Source organism: Nitrococcus sp. (assembly GCF_059432795.1).
On sequence record NZ_JBXWZQ010000162.1, the window covers coordinates 17,335 to 39,939 of the forward strand.

General features: G+C 63.6%; 24 protein-coding genes. 15 read left to right on the top strand and 9 right to left on the bottom strand.

What is annotated here, in order from left to right:
* Nucleotides 1-15 precede the first annotated feature (15 nt).
* Nucleotides 16-267: a hypothetical protein gene (locus tag AC52Q4_RS11485; protein WP_495536934.1), complete on the top strand. Its 252-nt coding sequence runs from the start codon at nucleotides 16-18 to the stop codon at nucleotides 265-267.
* 126 nt (nucleotides 268-393) lie between these two features.
* Here the strand turns inward: AC52Q4_RS11485 and rpoH are convergent, their stop codons facing one another.
* The 4 genes from rpoH to ftsY form a co-directional block, all read right to left on the bottom strand.
* Nucleotides 394-1,272, bottom strand: a complete 879-nt coding sequence (rpoH, locus tag AC52Q4_RS11490) for an RNA polymerase sigma factor RpoH (protein ID WP_495536935.1) — start codon at nucleotides 1,270-1,272, stop codon at nucleotides 394-396.
* 304 nt (nucleotides 1,273-1,576) lie between these two features.
* Complete coding sequence (ftsX, locus tag AC52Q4_RS11495) at nucleotides 1,577-2,566, bottom strand: permease-like cell division protein FtsX (RefSeq protein ID WP_495536936.1); 990 nt, start codon at nucleotides 2,564-2,566, stop codon at nucleotides 1,577-1,579.
* Entirely contained in the window at nucleotides 2,535-3,215 is a 681-nt protein-coding gene (gene ftsE, locus AC52Q4_RS11500) for a cell division ATP-binding protein FtsE (protein ID WP_495536937.1), read from the bottom strand. The genes ftsX and ftsE overlap by 32 nt, the downstream gene beginning before the upstream one ends.
* Complete coding sequence (gene ftsY, locus AC52Q4_RS11505) at nucleotides 3,212-4,294, bottom strand: signal recognition particle-docking protein FtsY (protein ID WP_495536938.1); 1,083 nt, start codon at nucleotides 4,292-4,294, stop codon at nucleotides 3,212-3,214. The genes ftsE and ftsY overlap by 4 nt, the downstream gene beginning before the upstream one ends.
* Nucleotides 4,295-4,386: 92 nt before the next feature.
* Between ftsY and AC52Q4_RS11510 the strand changes: the two genes are divergently transcribed.
* From AC52Q4_RS11510 to ggt, 5 genes are read left to right on the top strand one after another with little or no spacing between them, the layout of a single operon-like run.
* Nucleotides 4,387-5,802, top strand: a complete 1,416-nt coding sequence (locus AC52Q4_RS11510; protein ID WP_495536939.1) for a M16 family metallopeptidase — start codon at nucleotides 4,387-4,389, stop codon at nucleotides 5,800-5,802.
* A complete protein-coding gene (locus AC52Q4_RS11515) occupies nucleotides 5,799-7,139 on the top strand; it encodes a M16 family metallopeptidase (RefSeq protein WP_495536940.1) in 1,341 nt (446 codons plus the stop codon). The genes AC52Q4_RS11510 and AC52Q4_RS11515 overlap by 4 nt, the downstream gene beginning before the upstream one ends.
* Before the next feature lie 5 nt (nucleotides 7,140-7,144).
* Entirely contained in the window at nucleotides 7,145-7,729 is a 585-nt protein-coding gene (gene rsmD / locus AC52Q4_RS11520) for a 16S rRNA (guanine(966)-N(2))-methyltransferase RsmD (protein ID WP_495536941.1), read from the top strand.
* Nucleotides 7,730-7,732: 3 nt separating this feature from the next.
* Nucleotides 7,733-8,224, top strand: a complete 492-nt coding sequence (gene coaD / locus AC52Q4_RS11525) for a pantetheine-phosphate adenylyltransferase (RefSeq protein ID WP_495536942.1) — start codon at nucleotides 7,733-7,735, stop codon at nucleotides 8,222-8,224.
* Nucleotides 8,225-8,267: 43 nt separating this feature from the next.
* Entirely contained in the window at nucleotides 8,268-9,986 is a 1,719-nt protein-coding gene (gene ggt / locus AC52Q4_RS11530; protein ID WP_495536943.1) for a gamma-glutamyltransferase, read from the top strand.
* 77 nt (nucleotides 9,987-10,063) lie between these two features.
* On the opposite strand, the gene groL is transcribed toward ggt, so the two are convergent.
* On the bottom strand, nucleotides 10,064-11,710 hold the full coding sequence (gene groL / locus AC52Q4_RS11535) for a chaperonin GroEL (protein WP_495536944.1): 1,647 nt from the start codon (nucleotides 11,708-11,710) through the stop codon (nucleotides 10,064-10,066).
* Nucleotides 11,711-11,770: 60 nt separating this feature from the next.
* Complete coding sequence (locus AC52Q4_RS11540) at nucleotides 11,771-12,061, bottom strand: co-chaperone GroES (RefSeq protein WP_495536945.1); 291 nt, start codon at nucleotides 12,059-12,061, stop codon at nucleotides 11,771-11,773.
* A 227-nt stretch (nucleotides 12,062-12,288) separates the two neighbouring features.
* Here AC52Q4_RS11540 and cutA point away from each other — a divergent pair, with 227 nt between their 5' ends.
* From cutA to accC, 6 genes are all read left to right on the top strand, one after another.
* Entirely contained in the window at nucleotides 12,289-12,624 is a 336-nt protein-coding gene (cutA, locus tag AC52Q4_RS11545; RefSeq protein ID WP_495536946.1) for a divalent-cation tolerance protein CutA, read from the top strand.
* Between the two features lie 6 nt (nucleotides 12,625-12,630).
* On the top strand, nucleotides 12,631-14,481 hold the full coding sequence (gene dsbD, locus AC52Q4_RS11550; RefSeq protein ID WP_495536947.1) for a protein-disulfide reductase DsbD: 1,851 nt from the start codon (nucleotides 12,631-12,633) through the stop codon (nucleotides 14,479-14,481).
* Nucleotides 14,478-14,996, top strand: a complete 519-nt coding sequence (locus tag AC52Q4_RS11555; RefSeq protein WP_495536948.1) for a TlpA family protein disulfide reductase — start codon at nucleotides 14,478-14,480, stop codon at nucleotides 14,994-14,996. The genes dsbD and AC52Q4_RS11555 overlap by 4 nt, the downstream gene beginning before the upstream one ends.
* A gap of 237 nt (nucleotides 14,997-15,233) precedes the next feature.
* The gene (gene aroQ, locus AC52Q4_RS11560; protein ID WP_495536949.1) at nucleotides 15,234-15,677 is read left to right on the top strand and encodes a type II 3-dehydroquinate dehydratase; all 444 of its coding nucleotides are present in this window, start codon (nucleotides 15,234-15,236) and stop codon (nucleotides 15,675-15,677) included.
* Between the two features lie 5 nt (nucleotides 15,678-15,682).
* Nucleotides 15,683-16,144, top strand: coding sequence for an acetyl-CoA carboxylase biotin carboxyl carrier protein (gene accB, locus AC52Q4_RS11565; RefSeq protein ID WP_495536950.1), 462 nt, complete (start codon nucleotides 15,683-15,685; stop codon nucleotides 16,142-16,144).
* A gap of 56 nt (nucleotides 16,145-16,200) precedes the next feature.
* Entirely contained in the window at nucleotides 16,201-17,544 is a 1,344-nt protein-coding gene (gene accC, locus AC52Q4_RS11570) for an acetyl-CoA carboxylase biotin carboxylase subunit (RefSeq protein ID WP_495536951.1), read from the top strand.
* Between the two features lie 80 nt (nucleotides 17,545-17,624).
* Here accC and AC52Q4_RS11575 read toward each other — a convergent pair whose 3' ends face one another.
* Nucleotides 17,625-18,413 (bottom strand): sulfite exporter TauE/SafE family protein, encoded by a 789-nt coding sequence (locus tag AC52Q4_RS11575; protein WP_495536952.1) that lies wholly within the window; start codon nucleotides 18,411-18,413, stop codon nucleotides 17,625-17,627.
* A gap of 285 nt (nucleotides 18,414-18,698) precedes the next feature.
* Here AC52Q4_RS11575 and AC52Q4_RS11580 point away from each other — a divergent pair, with 285 nt between their 5' ends.
* Together AC52Q4_RS11580 and AC52Q4_RS11585 are read left to right on the top strand one after the other, a co-directional pair.
* Complete coding sequence (locus AC52Q4_RS11580) at nucleotides 18,699-18,986, top strand: encapsulin-associated ferritin-like protein (RefSeq protein ID WP_495536953.1); 288 nt, start codon at nucleotides 18,699-18,701, stop codon at nucleotides 18,984-18,986.
* A gap of 427 nt (nucleotides 18,987-19,413) precedes the next feature.
* Nucleotides 19,414-20,373 carry a complex I NDUFA9 subunit family protein gene (locus AC52Q4_RS11585; RefSeq protein WP_495536954.1) on the top strand — a complete coding sequence of 320 codons (960 nt, stop codon included), beginning with the start codon at nucleotides 19,414-19,416 and terminating at the stop codon, nucleotides 20,371-20,373.
* Here the strand turns inward: AC52Q4_RS11585 and AC52Q4_RS11590 are convergent, their stop codons facing one another.
* The gene (locus tag AC52Q4_RS11590; protein ID WP_495536955.1) at nucleotides 20,374-20,535 is read right to left on the bottom strand and encodes a hypothetical protein; all 162 of its coding nucleotides are present in this window, start codon (nucleotides 20,533-20,535) and stop codon (nucleotides 20,374-20,376) included.
* On the opposite strand from AC52Q4_RS11590, the gene AC52Q4_RS11595 reads away from it, so the two are divergent.
* Nucleotides 20,534-21,766: a multifunctional CCA addition/repair protein gene (locus AC52Q4_RS11595; RefSeq protein ID WP_495536956.1), complete on the top strand. Its 1,233-nt coding sequence runs from the start codon at nucleotides 20,534-20,536 to the stop codon at nucleotides 21,764-21,766. The two genes, AC52Q4_RS11590 and AC52Q4_RS11595, sit on opposite strands and share 2 nt — an antisense overlap.
* Nucleotides 21,767-21,813: 47 nt before the next feature.
* Here the strand turns inward: AC52Q4_RS11595 and AC52Q4_RS11600 are convergent, their stop codons facing one another.
* Nucleotides 21,814-22,605 carry an undecaprenyl-diphosphate phosphatase gene (locus AC52Q4_RS11600; RefSeq protein WP_495536957.1) on the bottom strand — a complete coding sequence of 264 codons (792 nt, stop codon included), beginning with the start codon at nucleotides 22,603-22,605 and terminating at the stop codon, nucleotides 21,814-21,816.

The window sequence follows — 22,605 nt, forward strand, 5'->3', positions numbered from 1 at the left end:
GCCGCGATAAAGGGGGTGAACCAGGATATGCGTGCTTTTCATGACCGAGATGGCAGGCGTTGGGAGGCGCTCGTGGGGCACGAGTCTTACGGGATTCAGGTGCTGCTCTTCCTGCCGGAAGGGGGCGGTGACGTGCGTAAAACCGTGATGGTCTCGGGAACGCGTCTGGAAGCGTATCGTGAACTTGACGGGCTGAGCGATGCGGAACTCCGCGAGCGCCTGGAGCGTTCGCAAGCCTGGGAGTCGGCCACCCGCTTCCCCGGCTAAGCGAAGCGGCCGGCGGGCCCGGCAACGGGGATCTGCGTTCCGCCAGGGCCTATTCCGAGGCGCTCGCCGGTAGCAAAGAAGGCACACGCGACGTTCAACGGGGGGTGCGCCGGTCGCTTGGATTGGCTAGATGGGCGCCCCCATGGCGACGCGCAGCTTTTTCAGGGCGTTTTTCTCCAGCTGGCGGATGCGCTCGGCGGAGACGTCGTAACTATCCGCGAGCTCCTGCAGCGTCGCCTTGGGATCGTTAAGCCAACGCCGGTACACGATATCGCGGCTGCGCTCGTCCAGGCGGGCCAAGGCGGCTGCCAGCGACTCGCTTTGGTGGGTCTCCCAATCGCGGGACTCGACCTCCTCGGCCGGATTCGGGCGGTAATCCCGCAGGTAGGCGGCGGGCGCGCGCACGGTGTCGTCCTCCTCGCTCGCCTCCGGGCCCGGATCGAAGCTCACTTCCTGGCTGGAGAGCCTCGATTCCATCTCACGAACGGCCTCAGGCTTGACACCCAAGTCATTGGCTACGGCGTCGACCTCGGCGCGGTTCAGCCAGCCGAGGCGCTTTTTGGCACCGCGCAGGTTGAAGAACAGCTTGCGCTGCGCCTTGGTGGTGGCTACCTTGACGATGCGCCAATTGCGCAGGATGAACTCGTGGATCTCGGCGCGGATCCAATGCACGGCAAAGGAGACCAGACGCACTCCAACGTCCGGATCGAAACGCTTGACCGCCTTCATCAAACCGATGTTGCCTTCCTGGATCAGATCGGTAAGCGGTAGGCCATAGCCGGTATAACCCCGCGCGATATGCACCACGAAGCGCAGGTGCGACAAGACCAACCCGCGTGCGGCCTCGATATCGTTGTTATCGCGATAACGGCGCGCGAGCTGATGCTCCTCCTCGGCACTGAGCGTCGGAAGACGAGTGACCGCCTGCATATAATGCTCCTCACTGCCGACCTTGAGCGGCAATGTGCTCAAATCGGATCGGACTAGCGCCTTGGTCGAATCCATCTCGTCTCCCCTCAGTCGTGGTCGATGACGGTTCTGAATACCGTCCCTCACGATGGTTTACAGTCTAGCATTTCTTCATTTCTTTCGAGGGCATAAGTCGCATAAAGTTCCCCTACAAAGACTCGCCCGAACCGCTAACCGGCGCCGGGGCGCGCCGAGTGGTTCCCGGGCGTTGGGCGGCGAGTCGACACGAAATCCCGCCGCGCACGCCGCGGGCATTGCGCACTGAAATGGGGGCAGCGAACGATAACTCAAGCCCGCCGGGAACGCCCGCGTCGTTGCACCATGGGGTGATCGGGGTAGCTCAGCGCGGCTCAATCGCCGTCAAGTGCCGGCCCACGGCGAGCCAGGAACCGACCAAGCCTAGAAACGCTCCGCAACCGAGCAGGGTGAGGCCGCCGGAAAAGCCGATTCCAGCCAGCTCGAAGCGGCTGCCGTAAAGGCTCGCCAGACGGTCTGCCGGCCCGCTCAGCAACAACCGGCTCGTTTCGACCAGCAGACAGGCGAGCAGCCCGCCCGCAAGGCCGAGCCAGAGGCCCGCGTAGAGGAATGGCCGGCGGACGAAAGCATCGGTGGCGCCGATGAGCTTGGCTATAATGATCTCATCGCGCCGATTTTCAATGTCGAGCCGGATGGTGTTGCCCACCACCAGTATGACCGTGATGCCGAACAGCGCGGCGACGATCCACGTGCCTCGCTCGAATACTTCAATAATGGCCTGCAGGCGCCTGAGCCAGTCTCGATCCAAGCGGATCTGCTCAATGTTGGGCCAGCTGCCGAGCTCTTCGATGAGCGAGTCCACCCGCGCCGGCGTGAGCGTGCCGCTCGGCTGTATTTCGATGACGGGCGGCAATGGGTTGCTCGGCAGCATGAGCAGGGCCTGGCGGAAGCCCGAGGCTTCGCGAAGCTCTTCGAGGCCCTGCTCCGGGGTGATGATACGGATGTGAACAACGCCGTCTCGCGACTCGATCTTCCTGGCGAGGCTGGCGACTTCCTCGGCATCCAGCCCCGGTTTGAGAAACAACGAGGCATGCGGCTGCCCCTGCCAACCACTCGTCAGGGCCTGGACGTTGTCCAACAGGACAAGAAAGGCGGCCGGCAATGCGAGCGCGATGCCGATGACCCCGGCGGTCATGAGACTCGGTAGTCGATTCCGGGTAAGCTGCCCCAGTGAACCCACCAGGGCCCGCGCGTGCCCATCCAGCCAGGCGCTGAAAAATCGGCGAAGCGCTCCGGGCGGACGGCGTGGCTTCATCGGCGCCTCAGCTTTGCCGGCCTCGACCGCAACGGTCATCGGCCAGCCTGCCCTCGGTCAGGGTCAAGCGTCGATGTCCCAAACGCCCGATCAACGTCACGTCATGGCTGGCAATCATCATGGTGGCGCCGAGCTCGTTGAACTGCTCGAAGAGCCGCATGATCTCCCCCGAGAGCTCCGGATCGAGATTGCCCGTGGGCTCGTCGGCCAGCACGATGGGCGGGCGGGCGACCACTGCCCGGGCGATACCGACACGCTGCTGCTCGCCGCTGGAGAGCGTGACCGGGTATTGACGCTCCTTGTCGAGCAATCCCACCTTGTCGAGCGCGGCCCGAACGCGCCGGCCGATCTCTCTGTACGGCGCTCCGGCGATGACCAGCGGCAGGGCCACGTTGTCGAAGACGGGACGGTCGTAGAGCAAGCGATGGTCCTGAAAAATCATCCCGATGCCACGGCGCAGCAGCGGGATGCGCCGACGCGGCAGCCGCGCCAGGCTCACGTTGGCGATGCGAACCTGCCCATGTGTCGGCCGCTCCAACAATGGAATCAACCGCAGCAAAGTGCTCTTGCCCGCCCCGGAGTGTCCGGTGATGAAGACCAGCTCGCCTCGGCCGACGTGCAGTGAGACGTTACGCAAGGCCTCCTTGCCCCCAGGGTAGCGCTTGCCTACCCCGTCCAATCGGATCATTCCGATGCGCTCTCCTGCTCGGGCAGGGCGAGCAGGGCATCGACGAACTCCTCGGCGGTGAAGGGACGGAGGTCCTCGATCTGTTCGCCCACGCCGATGCACCGAATGGGCAGGCCGAGCTGCTGGGCGATAGCGAAGATCACCCCGCCCTTGGCCGTGCCGTCGAGCTTGGTGATGGCGATACCGCTCACTCCCACCGCGGCATGGAATTGACGGGCCTGCGCCAGGGCATTCTGGCCCGTGCTGGCGTCAACCACCAGCAAGACCTCATGGGGCGCTGTCGCATCCTGTTTACCCAATACCCGCTTGATTTTACTGAGCTCTTCCATGAGGCTGCTCTGCGTATGCAGGCGTCCGGCGGTGTCAACGATCAATACATCGATTTGCCGGGCGATGGCGGCCTGATGGGCGTCATAGACCACGGAGGCGGCATCCGCGCCGGTCGGCTGGGCAATGACCGGGATGCCGCTGCGCTCGCCCCAGACCTTGATCTGCTCAACGGCGGCCGCCCGAAACGTATCGCCGGCGGCCAGCATCACCTCGTAGCCATTGTCACGCAGGCGATTCCCCAATTTGCCGATGGTCGTGGTCTTGCCCACGCCGTTGACGCCCACGGTGAGCATGACGAAGGGGCGCGCGTTGATCGCCAGCGGCTCGGTGCAGGGCGCAAGAATCGCGATCATATCGTCGCGCAATGCGGCTTGCAGCGCCGCGGCGTCCGCAAGCTGGTTGCGTTTGAGCCGCGCGGTGAGGTCATCGATGATGCGTTGGGTGGCCGCGACGCCGACATCGGCCATTAGCAGCTGCGTTTCGAGCTCCTCGAGCAACTCCTCGTCGATTATCTTGCGTCCGAGAAACAGCGTGGCGAATCCGCTGCCGGTCTTGCGCAGCGCCGCGCGCAGCCGCATGAGCCAGCCGGCGCGGGGCGTGTCTTGCGCTCGCGCCGGAGCGGGGTCCGGCTCGATGGGCTCGTCCGCATCGGACGCCTGCGCCGGCTCTGGCAGCGGCTCGGGCTCGGCGTGTTTGTCGGGATCGACGGCTCGGTCCTTCCTGTGCTTCTTGCGACGAAAACCCAGCATGGAACTCCGCATCAATGGTCGGCCACAAAGAGGATGGTATCCTACCACTCCTTCCCCGAGGTCGGGACAACCTGGGAACGAGGCGAGGGTTCATGATAAGAACGTCAATCAATTTGCTGCTAGCGGGCCTGCTCGCCTGCGGCGTCGTGCTGGCAGGCGACGCCGAGCCCGGTCAGGGGGCGAAATGGCCGGTCAGCGAATACCGGCTCGACAATGGAATGCGCATCATCGTGCGCGAGGATCATCGGGCGCCGGTCACCGTCTCGCAAGTCTGGTACCGGGTGGGCTCGAGCTATGAGCAGCTCGGCCTGACCGGAATCTCGCACATGCTCGAGCACATGATGTTCAAGGGCACCGCGAAACACCCGCCCGGCGAGTTCTCGCGCATCATCGCCCGTAACGGCGGGCTGCAGAACGCGTTCACCGGGCGGGACTACACGTCTTACTTTCAGCAGCTCGCGGCGGATCGGCTGGATATCGCCTTTCGCCTCGAGGCCGACCGAATGCAGCATCTGAGATTGGATGCGCAGGAGTTCGCCAAGGAGCGTCAGGTGGTCATGGAAGAGCGGCGCATGCGCATCACGGACCAGCCAAGGAGCCGTTTCGGGGAGCATTTCGACACCGTCGCCTATCCGGCGAGTGCCTATGCCTGGCCGATCATCGGCTGGCAGGCCGATCTGGAGTCCATCACCATCGACGATCTGCGGGCCTGGTACGCGCGGTGGTATGCGCCCGGCAACGCCCTCCTAGTGGTCGTCGGCGATGTGCGGCCGGAGCAAGTGCTCGGCCTTGCCAAGGAGACCTTCGGCCAAGTGCCGGCGCGCACCACGGCGAAGCCACGCGGCGATGAGTATCTGCAAACGCCGGGGGAGCGGCGCCTGGTCATGCACAGCAAGGACGTCAAAGTCCCCTATGTGCTGCTCGGCTATCAGGTGCCCTCGATGGCGACGGCGCGCCAGCGCGACGAGGTCTACGATCTGATGGTGCTGGCGAGCATTCTCGACGGCGGCAAGGGAGCGAGGCTCTCCCAGGAGCTCGTTCGCGATCAGCGGATCGCCGCGTCGGCCGGCGCGAGCTACGGCCCGATCGATCGCCTGGACTCGCTGTTCGTCTTCGATGCCACCCCCAGCCCCGAGACCGCGGTCGACTCGCTGGTGGAGGCGCTGCGCAAGCAAGCCGAGCGTCTGCAGAATACGCCGGTGGATGCCGAGACCTTGGAACGCGCGAAAAATCTGCTGCTCGCCGATCACCTTTATCAGCTCGACTCCATGTTCTATCAAGCCATGCAAATTGGCATGCTGGAGACGATCGGAGTCGATTGGCGCATACTTCAGAGCTATCCGGATAATGTCCGCGCGGTGAGCGCCGCGCGGGTCCAGGCAATTGCCCGAAAATACCTGAGACCGGATCGGTTGACGGTGGGCATCCTGTTACCGAAGGCGCCGAGCGGCGATGCGGCGCCGGCGGACAAAAAGCCGGCGGATGGCAAGAAGGAGGGGCATTCGTGAAGTTTCGTCACCTCATGCTGGCGCTCTGCGGGTGGCTTGCCTTGCCCGCGGCGAGCGCGACGATGCCGGAGATTCAACACTGGACCACGGCGAACGGCACGCGGGTCTATTTCGTCGCCACCTCCACGTTGCCGATCGTCGACCTGAGCCTGGTCTTCGATGCCGGCTCCGCGCGTGACGGCGACAAGCCGGGTCTGGCCGCGCTCACCAGCCGCCTGCTCACCGACGGAACGCCAGACCTGGATGCGGGGGCCGTCGCCCGACGCTTCGAGCGCTATGGCGCGCGTGTGTCGACCGACAACAGCCGGGATACCGGCCGCGTCACGGTGCGCACTCTGAGCGCACCGGAAAATCTGCAGCCGACGCTGGATCATCTCGTGCGGGTGCTTAGCGCACCGGTTTTCCCCGACGTCGCCCTCGAGCGGCGCCGCGCCCAGGCGTTGATCGGGCTGCGCCAAGCTCAGCAGGATCCGAGCCACGTGGCCGAGCGCGCCTTTGGGCAGGCGTTGTTTGGCGACCATCCGTATGCCAACCCGCCGGAGGGTACCATCAGTGGCATCAAGGCCATCACCCGGGATGATGTGCTGGCTTTCCATGATCGCTACTATGTGGCCGCCAATGCGATCATCGCGATTGTCGGCGATCTGCAACGTCGGCAAGCCGAGTCGATTGCCTCGCGGCTGGCGCAGACCCTGGAGCACGGCTCGGCGGCGCCGGCATTGCCGCCCGTGGCGGATTTGCAGAAGGCAAAGGTCGTGCGCCGGCCGTTCGATTCCTCCCAGACGCACATATTGATCGGCGAACCGACGATATCCCGGAAAAACCGCGACTACATCCCATTCTATGTCGCCAACCACGTGCTCGGCGGCAACGGCCTGGTCTCGTTGCTCGCCGATGAGATGCGCGAGCGTCGGGGCCTGTCCTACAACACGTCGAGCTACGTGGTGGCGGCCGCGCAGCGCGGCTGGTTCGAGCTCGCCAGTTCGGTGCGCAACGACAAGCTCGACGAAGCCTTGGGGGTACTGCGGGAGAGCCTGCGCGATTATGCGGCAGCCGGCCCCTCCCGCGAGCGGCTCGAGGCGGCGAAACAAAATATTACCGGCAGCTTCCCATTGAGCCTGGACAGTAACCGGGAGATCCTCTCGCACGTGATCATGATCGGCTTCTACCAGCTGCCGTTGGATTATCTGCAGACTTTCCCGGAGCGGGTGGAAGGGGTATCGGCACAGGCGGCGCAGCAAGCGTTTCGAAAGCATTTCGATCCCGCGCAAATGGTGACCGTCCTGGTCGGTCCGGAGCGGGTCATCGATGCGGCACCGGGCGAGCAGCCAGACTGATCTCCATGGCGGCTCGCAACCAGCTGCGAATCATCGCGGGCCAATGGCGCCGCCGCCGGCTGCAATTCCCTGAGGTGGCCGGATTGCGTCCCACGCCGAATGCGGTGCGCGAGACGTTGTTCAATTGGCTGCAACCTTACCTGGAGGGTGCGCGGTGTCTGGATTTGTTCGCCGGCAGCGGGGCGTTGGGACTGGAGGCGGTTTCTCGCGGGGCCAGTCGCAGCGTGCTCGTAGAGCGCTCGGCGCTGGTGTTTCGGTCGCTGCGGGCAAACGTGGAACGAATACAGGCTGGCGGCACGGTACAGGTCATACATGCCGATGCGCGACGATACCTGAGCGGCAAGCCGGAGCCTTTCGCTGTGGTCTTTCTCGATCCGCCGTTTCAATCCACGCTCATCGAAGGCGTCTGTCGCCGGCTCGACTCGGGTGGATGGCTGAGTGAGGACGCTTTGATTTATCTCGAATCGGACAGTCATCGCTCATTGGGCGCTCTGCCCAGCGCCTGGCGGCCAATGCGCCGCGGCGCCGCCGGGGCGGTGAGCTACCGTCTGCTGCGATATCAAGCGCCAGCGCTCGCCGGGGGTGGCTAAGTTATGGGCATTGTCGCGGTGTATCCAGGGACCTTCGATCCCATCACCAATGGCCACAGTGATTTGATCGAGCGGGCGGCAACGCTGTTCGAACGGGTCATCGTGGCGATTTCGGGCGCCCCCGCGGCGAGCAAGCGTCCCGCATTCGACCTCGAGGAGCGCGTGGCCCTGGCCCGTCAGGTGCTTGCGTGCCACGATAACGTCGAGGTGGCGGCTTTCGAGTCGTTGCTGGCAGAGTACGTGATGCAGCGCAAGGCCGATGTCATCTTGCGCGGTCTGCGCGCCGTCTCGGATTTCGAGCACGAGTTTCAGCTGGCGAGCATGAACCGACAGCTTGCCCCCGGAGTCGAAACGCTGTTTCTGACGCCCGCCGAGCAGTACGCGTTCATCTCCTCGACATTGGTACGAGAGGTGGCCTCGCTCGGGGGCGATGTGAGCCGTTTCGTCCACCCTGTCGTGAAAAAGGCCCTGCGGCGCCGCCTCAAGCGCATTTAGCCTGTCCCGCGGTATGGCAGGCAATGCGCCAGGACGAATGATCATGAGCCGAGGCCCGGGGTGGTTGGTGAGTCTGCTCGTTGTCGCCCTCCTCGGGACGGCGCCGGCTGCGCTCGCCGCGGCAAACGGGCCGGGGCGCGCGGCCGTGGCAAGCGCGCACCCACTGGCGACGCGAGCGGCGCTCGATGTGCTGGATCAAGGCGGCAACGCTTTTGACGCGGCCGTGGCGGTGAGTGCCGCATTGGCGGTGGTGGAGCCGGCTAGCTCAGGCTTGGGCGGCGGCGGCTTCTGGCTGCTGCACGAAGCCGCCACCGGGCGCGATACCATGGTCGATGGCCGCGAGCGCGCGCCCCTGGCCGCGACACGGGATATGTACATTCGCGCGGAGGGCCAGGAAGGCGAGCGGCTTTCCTTGGACGGTCCGCTCGCGGCGGCGATTCCAGGCGAACCGGCGGCGCTGGTCCACATCGCCGAGCGGTACGGTCGCCTGACGCTCGCCGAGAGCCTGCGCCCGGCGATCCGCTATGCACGGCAAGGCTTTGCGGTGGATGCCCATTATCGGCGGCTCCTGCGGTCCCGACGCTCGGTATTGGCGGGTTATCGACAAACGGCGGCGGTATTTCTGCGGGACGGGGCGATACCCGAGGTAGGCACGGTGTTACGCCAGCCGGATCTCGGCGCAACGCTCGAGGCAATTGCCCAGTCCGGGCGATCCGGGTTTTATGGCGGCGAGGTCGCGGATCGCCTGGTCAAGGCCGTACGCAAGGCCGGCGGGATCTGGTCGCTGGAGGATCTCAGGCGGTATCGGGTGCTCGAGCGTGAGCCGGTGCACGTGCGCTACCGTGGCATGGATGTCGTGACGGCGGCTCTGCCTTCCGCTGGCGGGCTGCAACTCGCCATCATGCTGAACATCCTCTCGGGCTTTGACCTCGGCGCGCTCGACCGGGCGCAGCGCGTGCATCTCGTGGTGGAAGCCATGCGCCGCTCCTATCGGATGCGTGCCCGCTATTTCGGTGATCCCGACTTTGTCACGGTCCCGCGTCGGCGCTTGGCCTCGGCTGCCTACGCCGAAGCATTGCGGCGCGGCATCGATCCGCGTCACGCCACGCGCAGTGCGGAGCTCGCTGAGGGCGGCCGGAGGCCGGACAAGGGGGCGGACACGACGCATTTTTCCATTATCGATGCCGAGGGAAACCGGGTGGCGGCGACGCTGTCGATCAACTATCCATTCGGCAGCGGTTTCCTCGCGGCGGGCACCGGGGTGCTGCTCAACGACGAGATGGATGATTTCGCCACCCACCCCGGCGAGCCGAATGTCTACGGCCTGGTGGGGGGTGAGGCCAACTCGGTGGCACCGGGCAAACGGCCCTTGTCCAGCATGAGTCCGACATTCGTGCAGGCGGGGGAGCGGATCGGCATACTCGGCACGCCGGGGGGAAGTCGCATCGTGAGCATGGTGCTGCTGGCTATCCTGGAATTGGCCGACGACGAGCCACCGGCGGTTTGGGTAGCGCGCCGGCGTTATCATCACCAATATCTGCCCGATGCCATCCAGTTCGAACCAGGAGCGTTCGACGCGGCGCTGCAAGAGCGGCTCACGGCAATGGGCCACCGCCTCGAGCCGCTCACGCGTGAGTACGGTAACATGCAAGCGATTCTCTGGGACCGCCGTGCTGATGCCTTGCAGGCGGCTTCGGATCCGCGCGGCGGCGGATGGACTCGCATAATGAGCCGACCGGAAACGGCCATATCGGGCGAGTGATCGGTTTCGCGGGAGTAAAAAAAGCCCCGCATGGCTGCGGGGCTTGGCTGAAACATTGCGACAGAACGGGCGGGTTATTACATCATGCCCATGTCGCCCATTCCGCCCATGCCGCCGGCACCGGCACCCATGCCTTCCTTTTCCTCCTTTGGGTGCTCGGCCACCATGGCCTCGGTGGTAATCATCAGTCCGGCGATCGAGGCCGCATTCTCCAGCGCTGTACGGGCTACCTTGGTCGGGTCGAGAATGCCCATGGAGACCAGATCGCCGTAGTCGCCGGTCTGTACGTTGTAGCCGAAATTGCCCTCGCCCTCGCGCACCTTGTTGACGACAACAGCCGCATCCTCACCGGCATTGGCGACGAGGATACGCAGCGGTTCTTCAATCGCGCGACGGACGATGCCGATTCCGACGTCTTGATCGTGGTTGTCGCCTTGCAGCGCGACAAGCCCTTTCTGCGCGCGGATCAACGCCACGCCGCCACCGGGGACGATACCTTCCTCCACGGCGGCTCGGGTGGCGTGCAGCGCGTCCTCCACGCGGGCCTTTTTCTCCTTCATCTCGACCTCGGTGGCGGCGCCGACTTTGATGACGGCTACACCACCGGCAAGCTTGGCCACACGCTCCTGCAGCTTCTCGCGATCATAGTCGGAGGTGGCTTCCTCGATCTGCTTGCGGATCTGCTCGACCCGGCCCTTGATGTCGTCGTTGCGGCCGTTGCCGCCGACGATGGTGGTGTTCTCCTTGGTGACGTTGACCTTCTTGGCGCTTCCCAGGTCGTCCAGGGTCGCCTTCTCGAGGGTCAGGCCGATCTCCTCGGAGATCACGTTGCCGCCGGTGAGCACGGCGATATCCTGGAGCATGGCCTTGCGCCGATCACCGAAGCCGGGCGCCTTGACGGCCGCCACCTTGACGATGCCGCGGATGGTATTGACCACCAGGGTGGCCAGGGCCTCGCCTTCCACATCCTCGGAGACGATCAGCAGCGGCCGACTGCTCTTGGCCACGTTCTCCAGCAGCGGCAGAAGCTCCCGGATGTTGCCGATCTTCTTGTCGCAGAGCAGGATGAAAGGATCGTCGAGCTCGGCGGACATGTTTTGCTGGTTGGTGATGAAATAGGGGCTGAGGTAGCCGCGGTCGAATTGCATGCCCTCGACAACCTCGAGCTCGTTCTCGAGCCCGGAGCCTTCCTCGACCGTGATCACCCCTTCCTTGCCCACCTTTTTCATGGCATCGGCGATGATCTCGCCGATGGCGGACTCGGCGTTCGCGGAGATGGTGCCCACCTGAGCGATGGACAAATCGGTGTCACAGGGTTTGGAAAGGTTTTTCAGCTCCTCGACCGCTGCGCGAACAGCCTTCGTGATGCCGCGCTTGAGATCCATCGGGTTCATGCCGGCGGCGACCGCTTTCATGCCCTCGCGGAGAATGGCCTGGGCGAGCACGGTCGCGGTGGTGGTGCCGTCGCCTGCTTTATCAGAGGTCTGCGAGGCGACCTCTTTGACCATCTGGGCGCCCATGTTCTCGAACTTGTCCTTGAGCTCGATCTCCTTGGCGACGGAGACGCCGTCCTTGGTCATCGTGGGTGAGCCGAAGCTTTTCTCCAACACGACGTTGCGACCGCGCGGACCAAGCGTCACCTTGACCGCATTGGCCAGGATGTTGACGCCTGCGATCATGCGATGGCGCGCGTCGTCTGAAAAACGTACATCTTTTGCTGCCATTGTCGGTTTCCCTCTCGAGAATCGATCCGTTAAATGTTCCGGGAGCCGTGCGACGTGTTATCAGTCTTCGATCACGGCCATGACATCGTCCTCGCGCATTACGAGGAGCTCCTCATCGCCGATCTTGACCTCGGTGCCGGCGAATTTGCCGAACAGCACCTTATCGCCGATCGTGACGTCCAGCGGACGAATCTCGCCATTGTCGAGCTGCTTGCCGTTGCCCACGGCGACGATTTCGCCGCGGATCGGCTTCTCGGCCGCGGTATCCGGGATAACGATGCCCCCCGGCGAGGTCCGCTCCTCCTCCAGGCGCTTTATGACCACTCGATCATGCAAGGGGCGTAGTTTCATCGGGCCTTACTCCCTATTAAGATGTGCCAAAGCAATATTCCACGGTGATCACTGATTATTAGCACTCACCGATAGTGAGTGCTAATAATAATCATCATGGCACGTCAGTCAATAGTCTGATGGTCAGTCGGTGCTTGCGTTATAGTCTTCGCTGGCCGACTAGGGATAAGGATGATGGTGGTAAAATTCAACGCCCCGTTGGCAAATGCAGCAAAAAATTCCAGGATATGCCCGTGACGACGAACTGCCTCTTGGTGCTCTCCACCTGCCCGGATCAAGACTCGGCTGAAGCCATCGCGACGGCGTTGGTCGAGGGCGCTCATGCCGCCTGTGTCAATATCGTCCCCGGGCTGACCTCCGTGTACCCGTGGCAAGGGCGGATCGAGCGCGAGGGTGAAGTGCTGTTGCTGGCGAAGACAACCGCCGAGGCGTATCCTCGCGTGGAGGAGACGGTGCGTCGCCTCAATCCGAACGATCTTCCCGAGATCATTGCATTGCCCATCGAGCGGGGTCTGAGCGGCTATCTCGACTGGGTATCCCAGCAGACAGCAAAAGAGGGCTGACAGGCGATGGCGCTGCGGCTGGTCGTTCGCCTTTTGGCGCTGATGGCATTGGTTACGGCCCTCAGCGCGGGCGCTGCGTCGAGTGGCTTGCTCGGCGGCTGGTTCGGCAGCGATGAACCGACGCTGTTGCCGGTGGAGCGGGCGTTTCCGGTCAGCGCCGAGTTGACCGCGCCGAACCGCGTCGTCGCTCGCTGGGATGTGCAGGAGGGCTATTATCTCTACCGCGGCAAGCTCGCCTTCGAGCTGGCGGGCACGGATAACGCGATCGCGCACGTCGAAACCCCTGCGGGGCAGCCCAAGAACGATCCCTATTTCGGCCGCCTGGAAGTTTATCATCACCCTGTCGAGGCAAGGCTCGAGCTCGAGCACGCAGTGAGTGGCCCGTTCGAGCTGGTGGCCCACTATCAGGGTTGCGCCGATGCGGGGCTGTGCTATCCGCCGCAGACGAGTCGTATCCGTCTCACGCCCGCCGGTGCAACGAGGGAGGTGGCGCAGGAGGTGCCGGCCCCCGCTGCGGCGGCGGATGCCGGTCTGTTGCAAGCCGGTACCAATAAGCTGACGCGAATTCTCCAGGAAGGACGGCCGCTGCCGATCCTCGCGGGCTTTTTCCTCGCCGGGTTGCTGCTTGCCTTCAGCGCCTGCCTGTACCCGATGATACCGATTCTCTCCGGACTGATCGCCGGTGACCCTTATCGGCGCAAGGGCGCGCGCGCCTTCCTTCTTTCGCTCGTCTACGTCGAGAGCACGGCGGTGACCTATGCGCTCGCCGGCATTGTTGCCGGCCTCACCGGGCAGGCGGTTCAGGCCGATTTGCAAAACCCCTGGTTTCTCGGCGCTTTCGCGGCCACGTTCATCGCTTTGGCGCTATCGATGTTCGGACTCTACGAGCTGCAGATGCCCAGCCGCTGGCAATCGAGGCTCGCCGAGGTATCGCGGCATCAACGCGGTGGCACGCTGATCGGCGTAGCCGCCATGGGCGCGCTTTCTGTCCTTATCGTCGGCGCCTGTTCGGGACCGGCGCTGATTGCGGCGCTGGTCTTTATCAGTAGCACCGGCAAGGTGTGGCTCGGGGGGCTTGCGCTGTTCGTGCTCGCCAATGGAATGGGCGTTCCGCTGTTGCTGATCGGCACCGCAGCCGGTAAATGGCTGCCGCAGTCCGGGCATTGGATGGAGACGATACGGCGAATCTTCGGAGTTCTTTTTCTGGCGGTGGCGTTGTGGATGCTCGAGCGGGTGCTTCCACCAGAGCTGTCGTTGGCGCTGTGGGGCGCGCTGCTGCTGGGCTGCGGTGTCTATCTGGGTGGTATGGACCGGCTAACCGGTGAGGCGGGCGGGATGCAGCGGCTGCGCAAGACGGGCGGTCTGCTGATGCTGCTCTGGGGTGCCGCCTCCCTGCTCGGTGCGGCCGCCGGGGGCGGGGATTTGCGCCAGCCGCTGCGCACGTTGACGGCGTCATCGCAGCCGCGCACCACGGCGCCTGCTGCGGAGTTTCGTCACGTGGAAAGCCTCCAGGAACTCGATGCCGAGCTGCGCCGGGCGAACGCCGCCAACCAACCGGTGTTGCTGGATGTGTATGCCGATTGGTGCGTTTATTGTGTCCAGCTCGATGATCGCACGTTCAGCGATCCCCGGGTGCGGCAGCTGCTATCCCGTGCGGTCAAGCTGCGTGCCGATGTCACTGCGATGAACCCGAATCAGAAGGCATTGCTTCAGCGTCTTGACGTCTTTCTGCCGCCGGCGGTTATGTTCTTCGGCCCGGATGGCCGTGAGCGACGGGAATTGCGCGTGGTGGGCTTCCTCGGTCCCGCGGCGTTTCTGCAGCGCGCCGAGCGCGCGTTATTTGGGGGCGCATCATGAAGCGGGGCCGGCTGTGGTGGTCACTTGTCATTTCGATCCTGGTGCTTGCCGGGGCCACGGTAGTGATCGGCAATTTCCACTGGTACGACAGCATGGAGGGGGAGCAGCGTCCGGATTTCACCTTGCCCGCCCTGCGCGGCGGCGAACAAAGCGTCGGCGCATGGGACGGCAAGGTCGTGATACTCAATTTCTGGGCGACCTGGTGCGAGCCGTGTCGCCGTGAGATTCCGCTTCTCAAGGCGCTGCAGGCACAATATGGAGAGAAGGGCCTGCAGGTGGTCGGTGTCGCCATCGATAGTCGCGATGCGATTCTGGATTTCGCCGAGCGGCTAGGCGTCGATTACCCCGTGCTCTACGGTGTCGAGGCCGCCATGGATGTCGCGGCGAGCTACGGCGACAAGCAAGGTACCTTGCCGTATACGGCCGTGATCGCCCGCGACGGTCGTATTCGGCGGTTATTCCGCAAGGAGCTCACGCGGGCCGACATCGAATCCGCGATCCGCCCGTTGCTCTAGCCGTGGCTTGTGGCGTCGGCGCTTCGTCGTCGGGGCTCGGCAAATCATTCCATCGGCGTGCGTGAAGGTTGAAGGCTGGGTTCGCTCCACCCGCGAAGGCCCATGCCCACAGCCGTACAGTGCGCGCAATTGCAGCGAAAAACCGAGAAAATGACACTATCTGGACAAAACATTCACGGTAGTCCAGAATTTCGCGACCAATGCGAGAGCCTCCGGTGCGGCTTCTAAGGAAGAGAAATGACCAAGGTGCTGGTGCTCAACGGCCCCAACCTCAATCTGCTTGGAACGCGCGAGCCGGATCGCTACGGCACCGAGACGCTGGACACCCTGCTCCACCGGCTCACCGAGCAGGCCAAGGCGGCGGGCACCATGCTGGAAGCCTTCCAAAGCAATGCTGAGCACGAGCTCATTGAGCGTATCCATCGCGCCGGCCAGCAAGGCGTCGCTTATATCATCATTAATCCAGGTGCGTTGACGCACACCAGCATTGCCCTGCGGGATGCCTTGCTCGGCGTCGCGATACCATTCATCGAGGTGCATATCACCAACGTGCATGCCCGCGAGCCGTTTCGTCGGCATTCCTATCTCAGCGATATCGCCGCTGGGGTGATCAGCGGTCTGGGCCCGCTGGGCTACGACTTGGCGCTGTATGCGGCGTTGCGTAAAGCGAAACGGGACTGACTGTGATGGATATTCGCAAGATCAAGCGCTTGATCGAGCTGCTTGAGGAATCAGATGTCAATGAGATCGAGATTCGCGAGGGCGAGGAGTCGATTCGAATCAGTCGAAGCAGCCCGATACAGGCCACATCGCCCATGCCGACGCAGCTCTACACTCCGCCCCCCGTTGCCGAGCCCAAAGAAGCCCCGGCGGCCGCGGCAAAGCCTGCTGCGGCAGGGGATGAGCCGGTCAGTGGGCATGTGCAGCGCTCGCCCATGGTCGGCACGTTCTACCGGGCCCCTTCGCCGGGCGCCAGCGCTTTCGTTGAGGAGGGCCAGACCGTCAGCGTCGGGGATACGCTGTGCATCATCGAAGCCATGAAGATGCTCAATCAGATCGAGGCCGACGTCGCCGGTGTGGTCGAGCGGATTCTCGTCGAGAACGCGCAGCCGGTGGAATACGATCAACCTCTATTCATTATCGAGTAGCTGCGTTGCGCATCCGCTTCGTTCCCTCCGCCCACCTCGGCAATGGATAATCATCGATGCTGGACAAGATCCTCATCGCTAATCGCGGCGAAATTGCACTGCGTATTCTACGGGCATGCCGCCAACTCGGTATCCGCACGGTTGCCGTCCATTCGAGTGCCGATCGGGAGCTCAAGCATGTGAGGCTTGCCGATGAGTCCGTGTGCATCGGCCCGCCCCCCTCCAACGAAAGCTATCTGAACATCCCGGCGATCATCAGCGCCGCTGAGGTCACCGACGCCGTAGCCATCCATCCGGGCTACGGTTTTCTTGCCGAGAACGCCGATTTCGTCGAGCGTGTGGAAAGCTCCGGGTTCCTCTTCATCGGGCCGCGCGCGGAAACCATTGCGCTCATGGGCGACAAGGTCTCGGCGATCCGCACGATGGAGGAGGCCGGAATTCCCTGTGTTCCCGGCTCCGGCGGTCCGCTGACGGAAAATGCGGAAGCCAATCTGAGCCTCGCCGCGGAGATCGGCTATCCGGTAATCATCAAAGCGGCGGCAGGCGGGGGCGGACGTGGTATGCGCGTCGTTCACAGCGAGGCCAGCCTGCTGCACGCCATTGCCGTTACCCGAGCGGAGGCGCGCACCGCGTTCAATAGCGTCACGGTCTACATGGAGAAATTTCTGGAACGTCCGCGCCACATCGAGATTCAGGTGCTGGCCGATCGCTACGGCAATGCCATCCATCTGGGTGAGCGCGATTGCTCGATGCAGCGCCGCCACCAGAAGGTAGCGGAAGAGTCGCCGGCGCCGGATATCACCGCGGAGCAGCGAGATGCGATTGGAAAGCGCTGCGTCGACGCCTGTAAGGAAATCGGCTACTGCGGCGCCGGGACTTTTGAGTTCCTCTACCAGGATGGCGAATTCTACTTCATCGAGATGAACACACGTATCCAGGTCGAGCATCCCGTGACCGAAATGGTCACGGGTATGGATCTGATCCAAGAGCAAATTCTGATCGCCGCTGGCGAGCGCTTGCGCTATCGGCAGGAGGACGTGCGTTTTCACGGCCATGCCATCGAGTGTCGGATCAATGCCGAGGACGCGCGGACATTCACGCCATCACCGGGGCGGATTACGCAGTACCACGCGCCTGGCGGCCCAGGTGTTCGGGTCGATTCGCATATCTACAACGGCTATGTCGTGCCGCCATTCTACGATTCCATGATCGGCAAGGTCATAACCTGGGGGGAAGACCGCGCCAGCGCCATCAGCCGAATGCGCATGGCGCTCTCCGAAATCGTGGTGGACGGTATCGAGACCAATGTCACGCTGCAACAAGACATAATGCAGGACACCGCGTTCCAGCAAGGCGGCACCAATATCCATTACCTGCAGAGGAAACTGGGGCTGTCCTGATCGCCTCGGCCCGCCGACCGAGGTAGCCTGACTGCCGGCCGCAACCCGGTCGGTCGGCGCCCACGGCCCTCCCAGGCTTTTCAATCCAGAAACAACTGCGCGCTCACCGCCAACAGAAAGACGGCAAAGATGCGCTTGAGTATCGTGCCGGGCAGGTGATGAGCGCATCGTGCTCCGAGCGGGGCGATCAGGATGCTTGCCACGACGATACCGCCGACGGCTGGCCAGTAAACGAAGCCGGTGGCGGCGCTTGGCAGAATCGGCTCGCCCCAGCCGGCGATGATGAACCCGATGGTGCCTGCCATGGCAATCGGAAAACCCGCTGCGGCGGAGGTGCCGATCGCCTGGCGCACCTGCGTCCCTTGCCAGGTGAGATAGGGGACCATCAAGCTGCCTCCGCCGATACCGATCAAGCTCGACAGAGACCCGATAACCAGTCCGGCCCCCACGAGCCCGTAGCGGCCGGGCAGGCGTCGGGAGGCGGGTGGTTGGCGGCCAAAGGCCGTTTGTGCCGCTACCATCAGCAGGAATACGGCAAAAACACGTTTTAGTAGAACCCCGGAGAGCAAGCCTGCGATTTGCGCCCCGAGCAGTGCCCCGATGGCCAGTCCGAGCGCGATGGGCTTGAAAACACGCCACAGCACCCCGCCGAGCCAAGCGTGGGCGCTGACTGAAGATACGGAAGTGGCGACGATGCTGGCGAGCGAACTGCCGACCGCCAGATGCATGGCCACCGATTCGGGAATGCCGTGTGTGGTAAAGACGAACAGAAGGGCCGGCACGAGGACCAGCCCTCCGCCGAGGCCGAACAGACCCGACGTCAGTCCGGCGAAGGCTCCCGCCGCCAGATAAAGCAGGTAGTTGTGCACTGTAAGAGTTCACTAGCGATACTGCACGATAGACTATTATGACAAATAGGGGCGCGGGGGCGGCCGCTTGGTTTGCATTACCTCCGCAAAGGCATTGCATGCGGCCAGAGATTGCCCGAGTTTGGCGGATTGGATATAGTGTTTTAGTGATTTTCATGCGCGAGTAACGTTCTGATTTCGCGCGTTTCTTATTCGATTATTTGTGTATAATTGCTATTTTTCTCTCAGAGAATCCAATTGATTGGATTTTGCGCGACATAAGGCTAATGCAAGCAGGAGGCGGTCATGGCGAGTGAAGGCTATCATGAACCGATTGAGGAGCTCTCCGATGACACCCGCGACATGCATCGCGCGATTGTTTCGTTAATGGAGGAACTCGAGGCGGCCGATTGGTACAATCAACGCGTCGCGGCCTGCAAGAACCCGGAATTGAGGGCTATATTGGCCCACAACCGAGATGAGGAAAAAGAGCACGCCGCCATGGTTCTCGAGTGGATTCGGCGCCGGGATCCGGTTTTCGACCAACATCTGCGTGACTTTCTGTTCACCGAAAAACCGATTGCGCATGAATGAGGAATGGCCCGGGGCACGGACGCTGCTGGGAGCGCGGGAAATGTTTTCCCCGGGTGCGGGTGAATTGGCGGGGTGTGCGAGAGTCGCGGGAGAAGGCGCGCATGCCCACAACCCTGCGGCAGGTCGGATCTGTCGTCCATCACGCGTCGCATTCATCGGAATAACGCCCATAAAAGCCACGGCGGTGGGCCGCTCGTTCCAGGGACGAGCACCATTGCCTGTCGGTGCCGTCCGCCGGAAATTGCGCGGGAGAGTCGATTGGGGGTTCGTTGTTCGGCGGCACGGTAATGTTTGGTGGGGAGGGAAATGGCGTTTTGTAGAACTTGCCGCCGCGCACAGGCGCACGCACCGGTTCGTCGGGGGGTGAATATCGGATCCCGCCACGGACTACGGGCGGTTGAAGCGGATCAGCATTGGAGAAGGAGACATGCGGGTCAAAACCATCTGCGTGCTCGGTGGGACCGGGTTCGTTGGGCACCATATTGCCGCGCACCTCGCCAATACTCAGGTGACGATGCGCGTCTTGACTCGCAACCGCGAGCGCAACAGGCAACTGCTGCCGATTCCGAACCTGCAGCTCATCGAAGCGGACAGCTACGATCAGGAGGCGTTGGCCGAAGAATTCGCCGGTTGCCAGGCGGTGATCAATCTGGTCGGTGTATTGAATGAAGGTCGCGGCGCGGGGCATCGTTTCGAGGACGCCCACGTGAAGCTTCCGGAGCGCATTCTGGCGGCCTGCCGCACGGCCGGGGTCGGGCGCCTGCTGCACATGAGCGCGCTCGGCGCTTCCTCGCAAGCACCGAGCCGCTACCAGCAGACCAAGGCCGACGGCGAGCGCGTGGCGCTGGGGGGCCATGGGGAGGAGCTGGCGGTAACCGTATTCCGCCCGTCGGTGATCTTCGGTCCGGGAGACAATTTTCTCAATAAGTTTGCGCAGATGCTGCGACTCTCGCCGGTATTGCCCCTGCCCACGCCACATCTGCGACTCAAGCCCGTTTACGTCGGTGACGTGGCCAAGGCCTTCGTGAACTCACTCGAGGACCAAGCGACCTTCGGTCAGAAATACGACCTTTGTGGGCCCCGTGTCTTCACGCTGCGCGAACTGGTTGACTACGTCGCCACGGTGCTCGGTGTGCGGCGGTTGATCATTGGGCTCAACGATCAATGGTCGCAGCGTCAGGCGCAGGTGCTCGAGCGTGTCCCCGGCAAGCCTTACAGTTACGACAATTATCTCTCGAGTAAGGTCGATAGCGTCTGTGTCGACGATGGCCTGGAAAGGCTCGGTATCCACCCGACGGCAATCGAAGCCGTTGTGCCGGGATACATAGGCCGTCAGCGCGCCCAGCAGCGCTACAATGAATTCCGCCGAATGGCGCGGCGGGACTAGTCAAAGCCCGGTGCGGCGTTCTCCGGGCGCCGTTTCGCCGCGATCGAGCAACCCGATACCGGCCTCCTCGTTGGCGCGGGCTGGGTTGACGCGGGGTAGATCGCGCCCTGGCGGCGGTGTCTCGGTGTGCGCTTTCGGCACGGGCGGCCGGGGTGATTCCATGGAAATCTATCTGGTCGGTGGCGCGGTGCGCGATCGCCTACTGGGCCTTCCGGTTAAAGAACGGGACTGGGTGGTCGTCGGTGCCGAGCCGGCGGAGCTGACCGCCCGCGGTTTCCGGCCGGTCGGCCGGGAGTTTCCCGTGTTCCTGCATCCCGAGACCCGCGAAGAGTACGCGCTCGCCCGCACCGAGCGTAAGGTCGGGCGCGGATATCATGGCTTTCGCTTTTATTCCAGCCCCGACGTGACGCTGGAGCAGGATCTGCAACGGCGCGATCTTACGATTAATGCCATCGCTCAGGACGGTCATGGTCGCATCATCGATCCGTTCGGCGGCCGGCGCGATCTCGACGCCCGCGTACTGCGTCATGTCTCGTCCGCATTCCGCGAGGACCCGGTACGAATCCTGCGCCTGGCACGCTTCGCCGCGCGCTTTGCTCACTTGGGATTCAGAGTTGCCCCGGAGACGCTCGCGCTGTGTCGGGAAATGGTGGCGGCCGCAGAGGTGGATGCACTCATCCCGGAGCGCGTATGGCAGGAACTCGCCCGGGCGCTCATGGAGCCAACGCCTTCGACATTCATCCGCGTGCTGCGCGAGAGCGCGGCATTGCAGCGGCTGCTTCCGGAGCTGGATTGCCTTTTCGGCATTCCACAGCGCGCCGACTATCACCCTGAAGTGGACACCGGTGTGCACGTTCTGTTGGCGCTCGATCTCTCGGTGCAGCTATCGGATCGTTTGCCGGTCCGCTTTGCCGTATTGACGCACGATCTGGGCAAGGGCAGCACGCCGGCTAGCGAGCTGCCGCGCCATCGGGGGCACGAGCAGCGCGGCGTTCCTCTGGTGGAGGCGGTCTGCGCACGGCTTCGCGTGCCGCGCGCTTGCCGGGATTTAGCCAAGCTGGTCGCCCGCTATCACCTCAAATGCCACCGCGTGCTCGAGCTGCGGCCCGCCACGGTCGTGGCGCTGCTCGAGGCGCTGGACGCGTTCCGCCGCGCCGAGCGCCTCGCCTCATTTCTAGCGGCCTGTGAAGCCGATGCCCGGGGCCGCGCCGGCTTGGCGCAGCGCGACTATCCGCAGGCCCGCTTTCTTACACAGGCGTATCGGGCAGCCGCGGCCGTGCCGGTGGCCTCCTTTCGCGAGCTCGGGTTGCAGGGCCGGGAAATCGGTCAGGCATTGCGGCGCGCCCGTATTGCGGCCGCGACTGGCGTGCGTGAGCAATGGGGCAACTCCTGAGCCGCCGCGCCCGGCGGCGGTCATCGCCACACCGCAGTTATCCGCTTTCAGAAATAGACGATAAGCAGCACGACGCCCAGCGCTACCCGATAGATCACAAAGGGAGCGAAGCCGATCCGCTCGATCAAACGCAGGAACAACCCAATGCAGGCGTAGCCACTGATGAAGGCGACCAGCACCGCGAAACCGAACACCTCCCAGGGCAAGGCCTGCGGATGGGTAATGAGGTGCACCGCATCGAGGCCGCCGGCAAGCACACTGACCGGAATGGCGAGCAGAAACGAAAAGCGCGCGGCGCTCTCGCGTGACAGCCCCTGGAATACCCCCGCCGTCATGGTGATGCCGGAGCGAGACGTTCCGGGGATCAAGGCGAGCGCCTGGGCGCAGCCGATCACGACCACATCGGTGAAACGGATATCGTAGACGCTGCGCTCGCCGCGGCTGCGGTCCGCTATCCAGAGCAGTGCGCCGAAACCGATCGAAGTCGTGGCAATCACCAGCGGCGTGCGCAGATAATCGGCGTAGCTGGCGGCGAGCAGGCCCGCGGCACCCACAGGCACCGTCGCCCAGAGGACCGCCCAGGCCAGTTGGCCCTCGCGGCTCAGGCCGCCCCGCCGGATCGAGCGCATCCAGGCGAGCAGCAATTCGCACACGTCCCGCCGTAGATAGAGCAGTACGGCGAGCAGTGTGCCGGTATTCGTTGCCACATCGAAATACAGACCCTGATCCGGCCAATCGAACAACTTTGGCAGGAGAATTAAATGGCCGGAGCTCGAGATGGGCAGGAATTCGGTCAGTCCCTGGACCAGCGCCAGCCAGAAGGCATGAAGGTAGCTCAT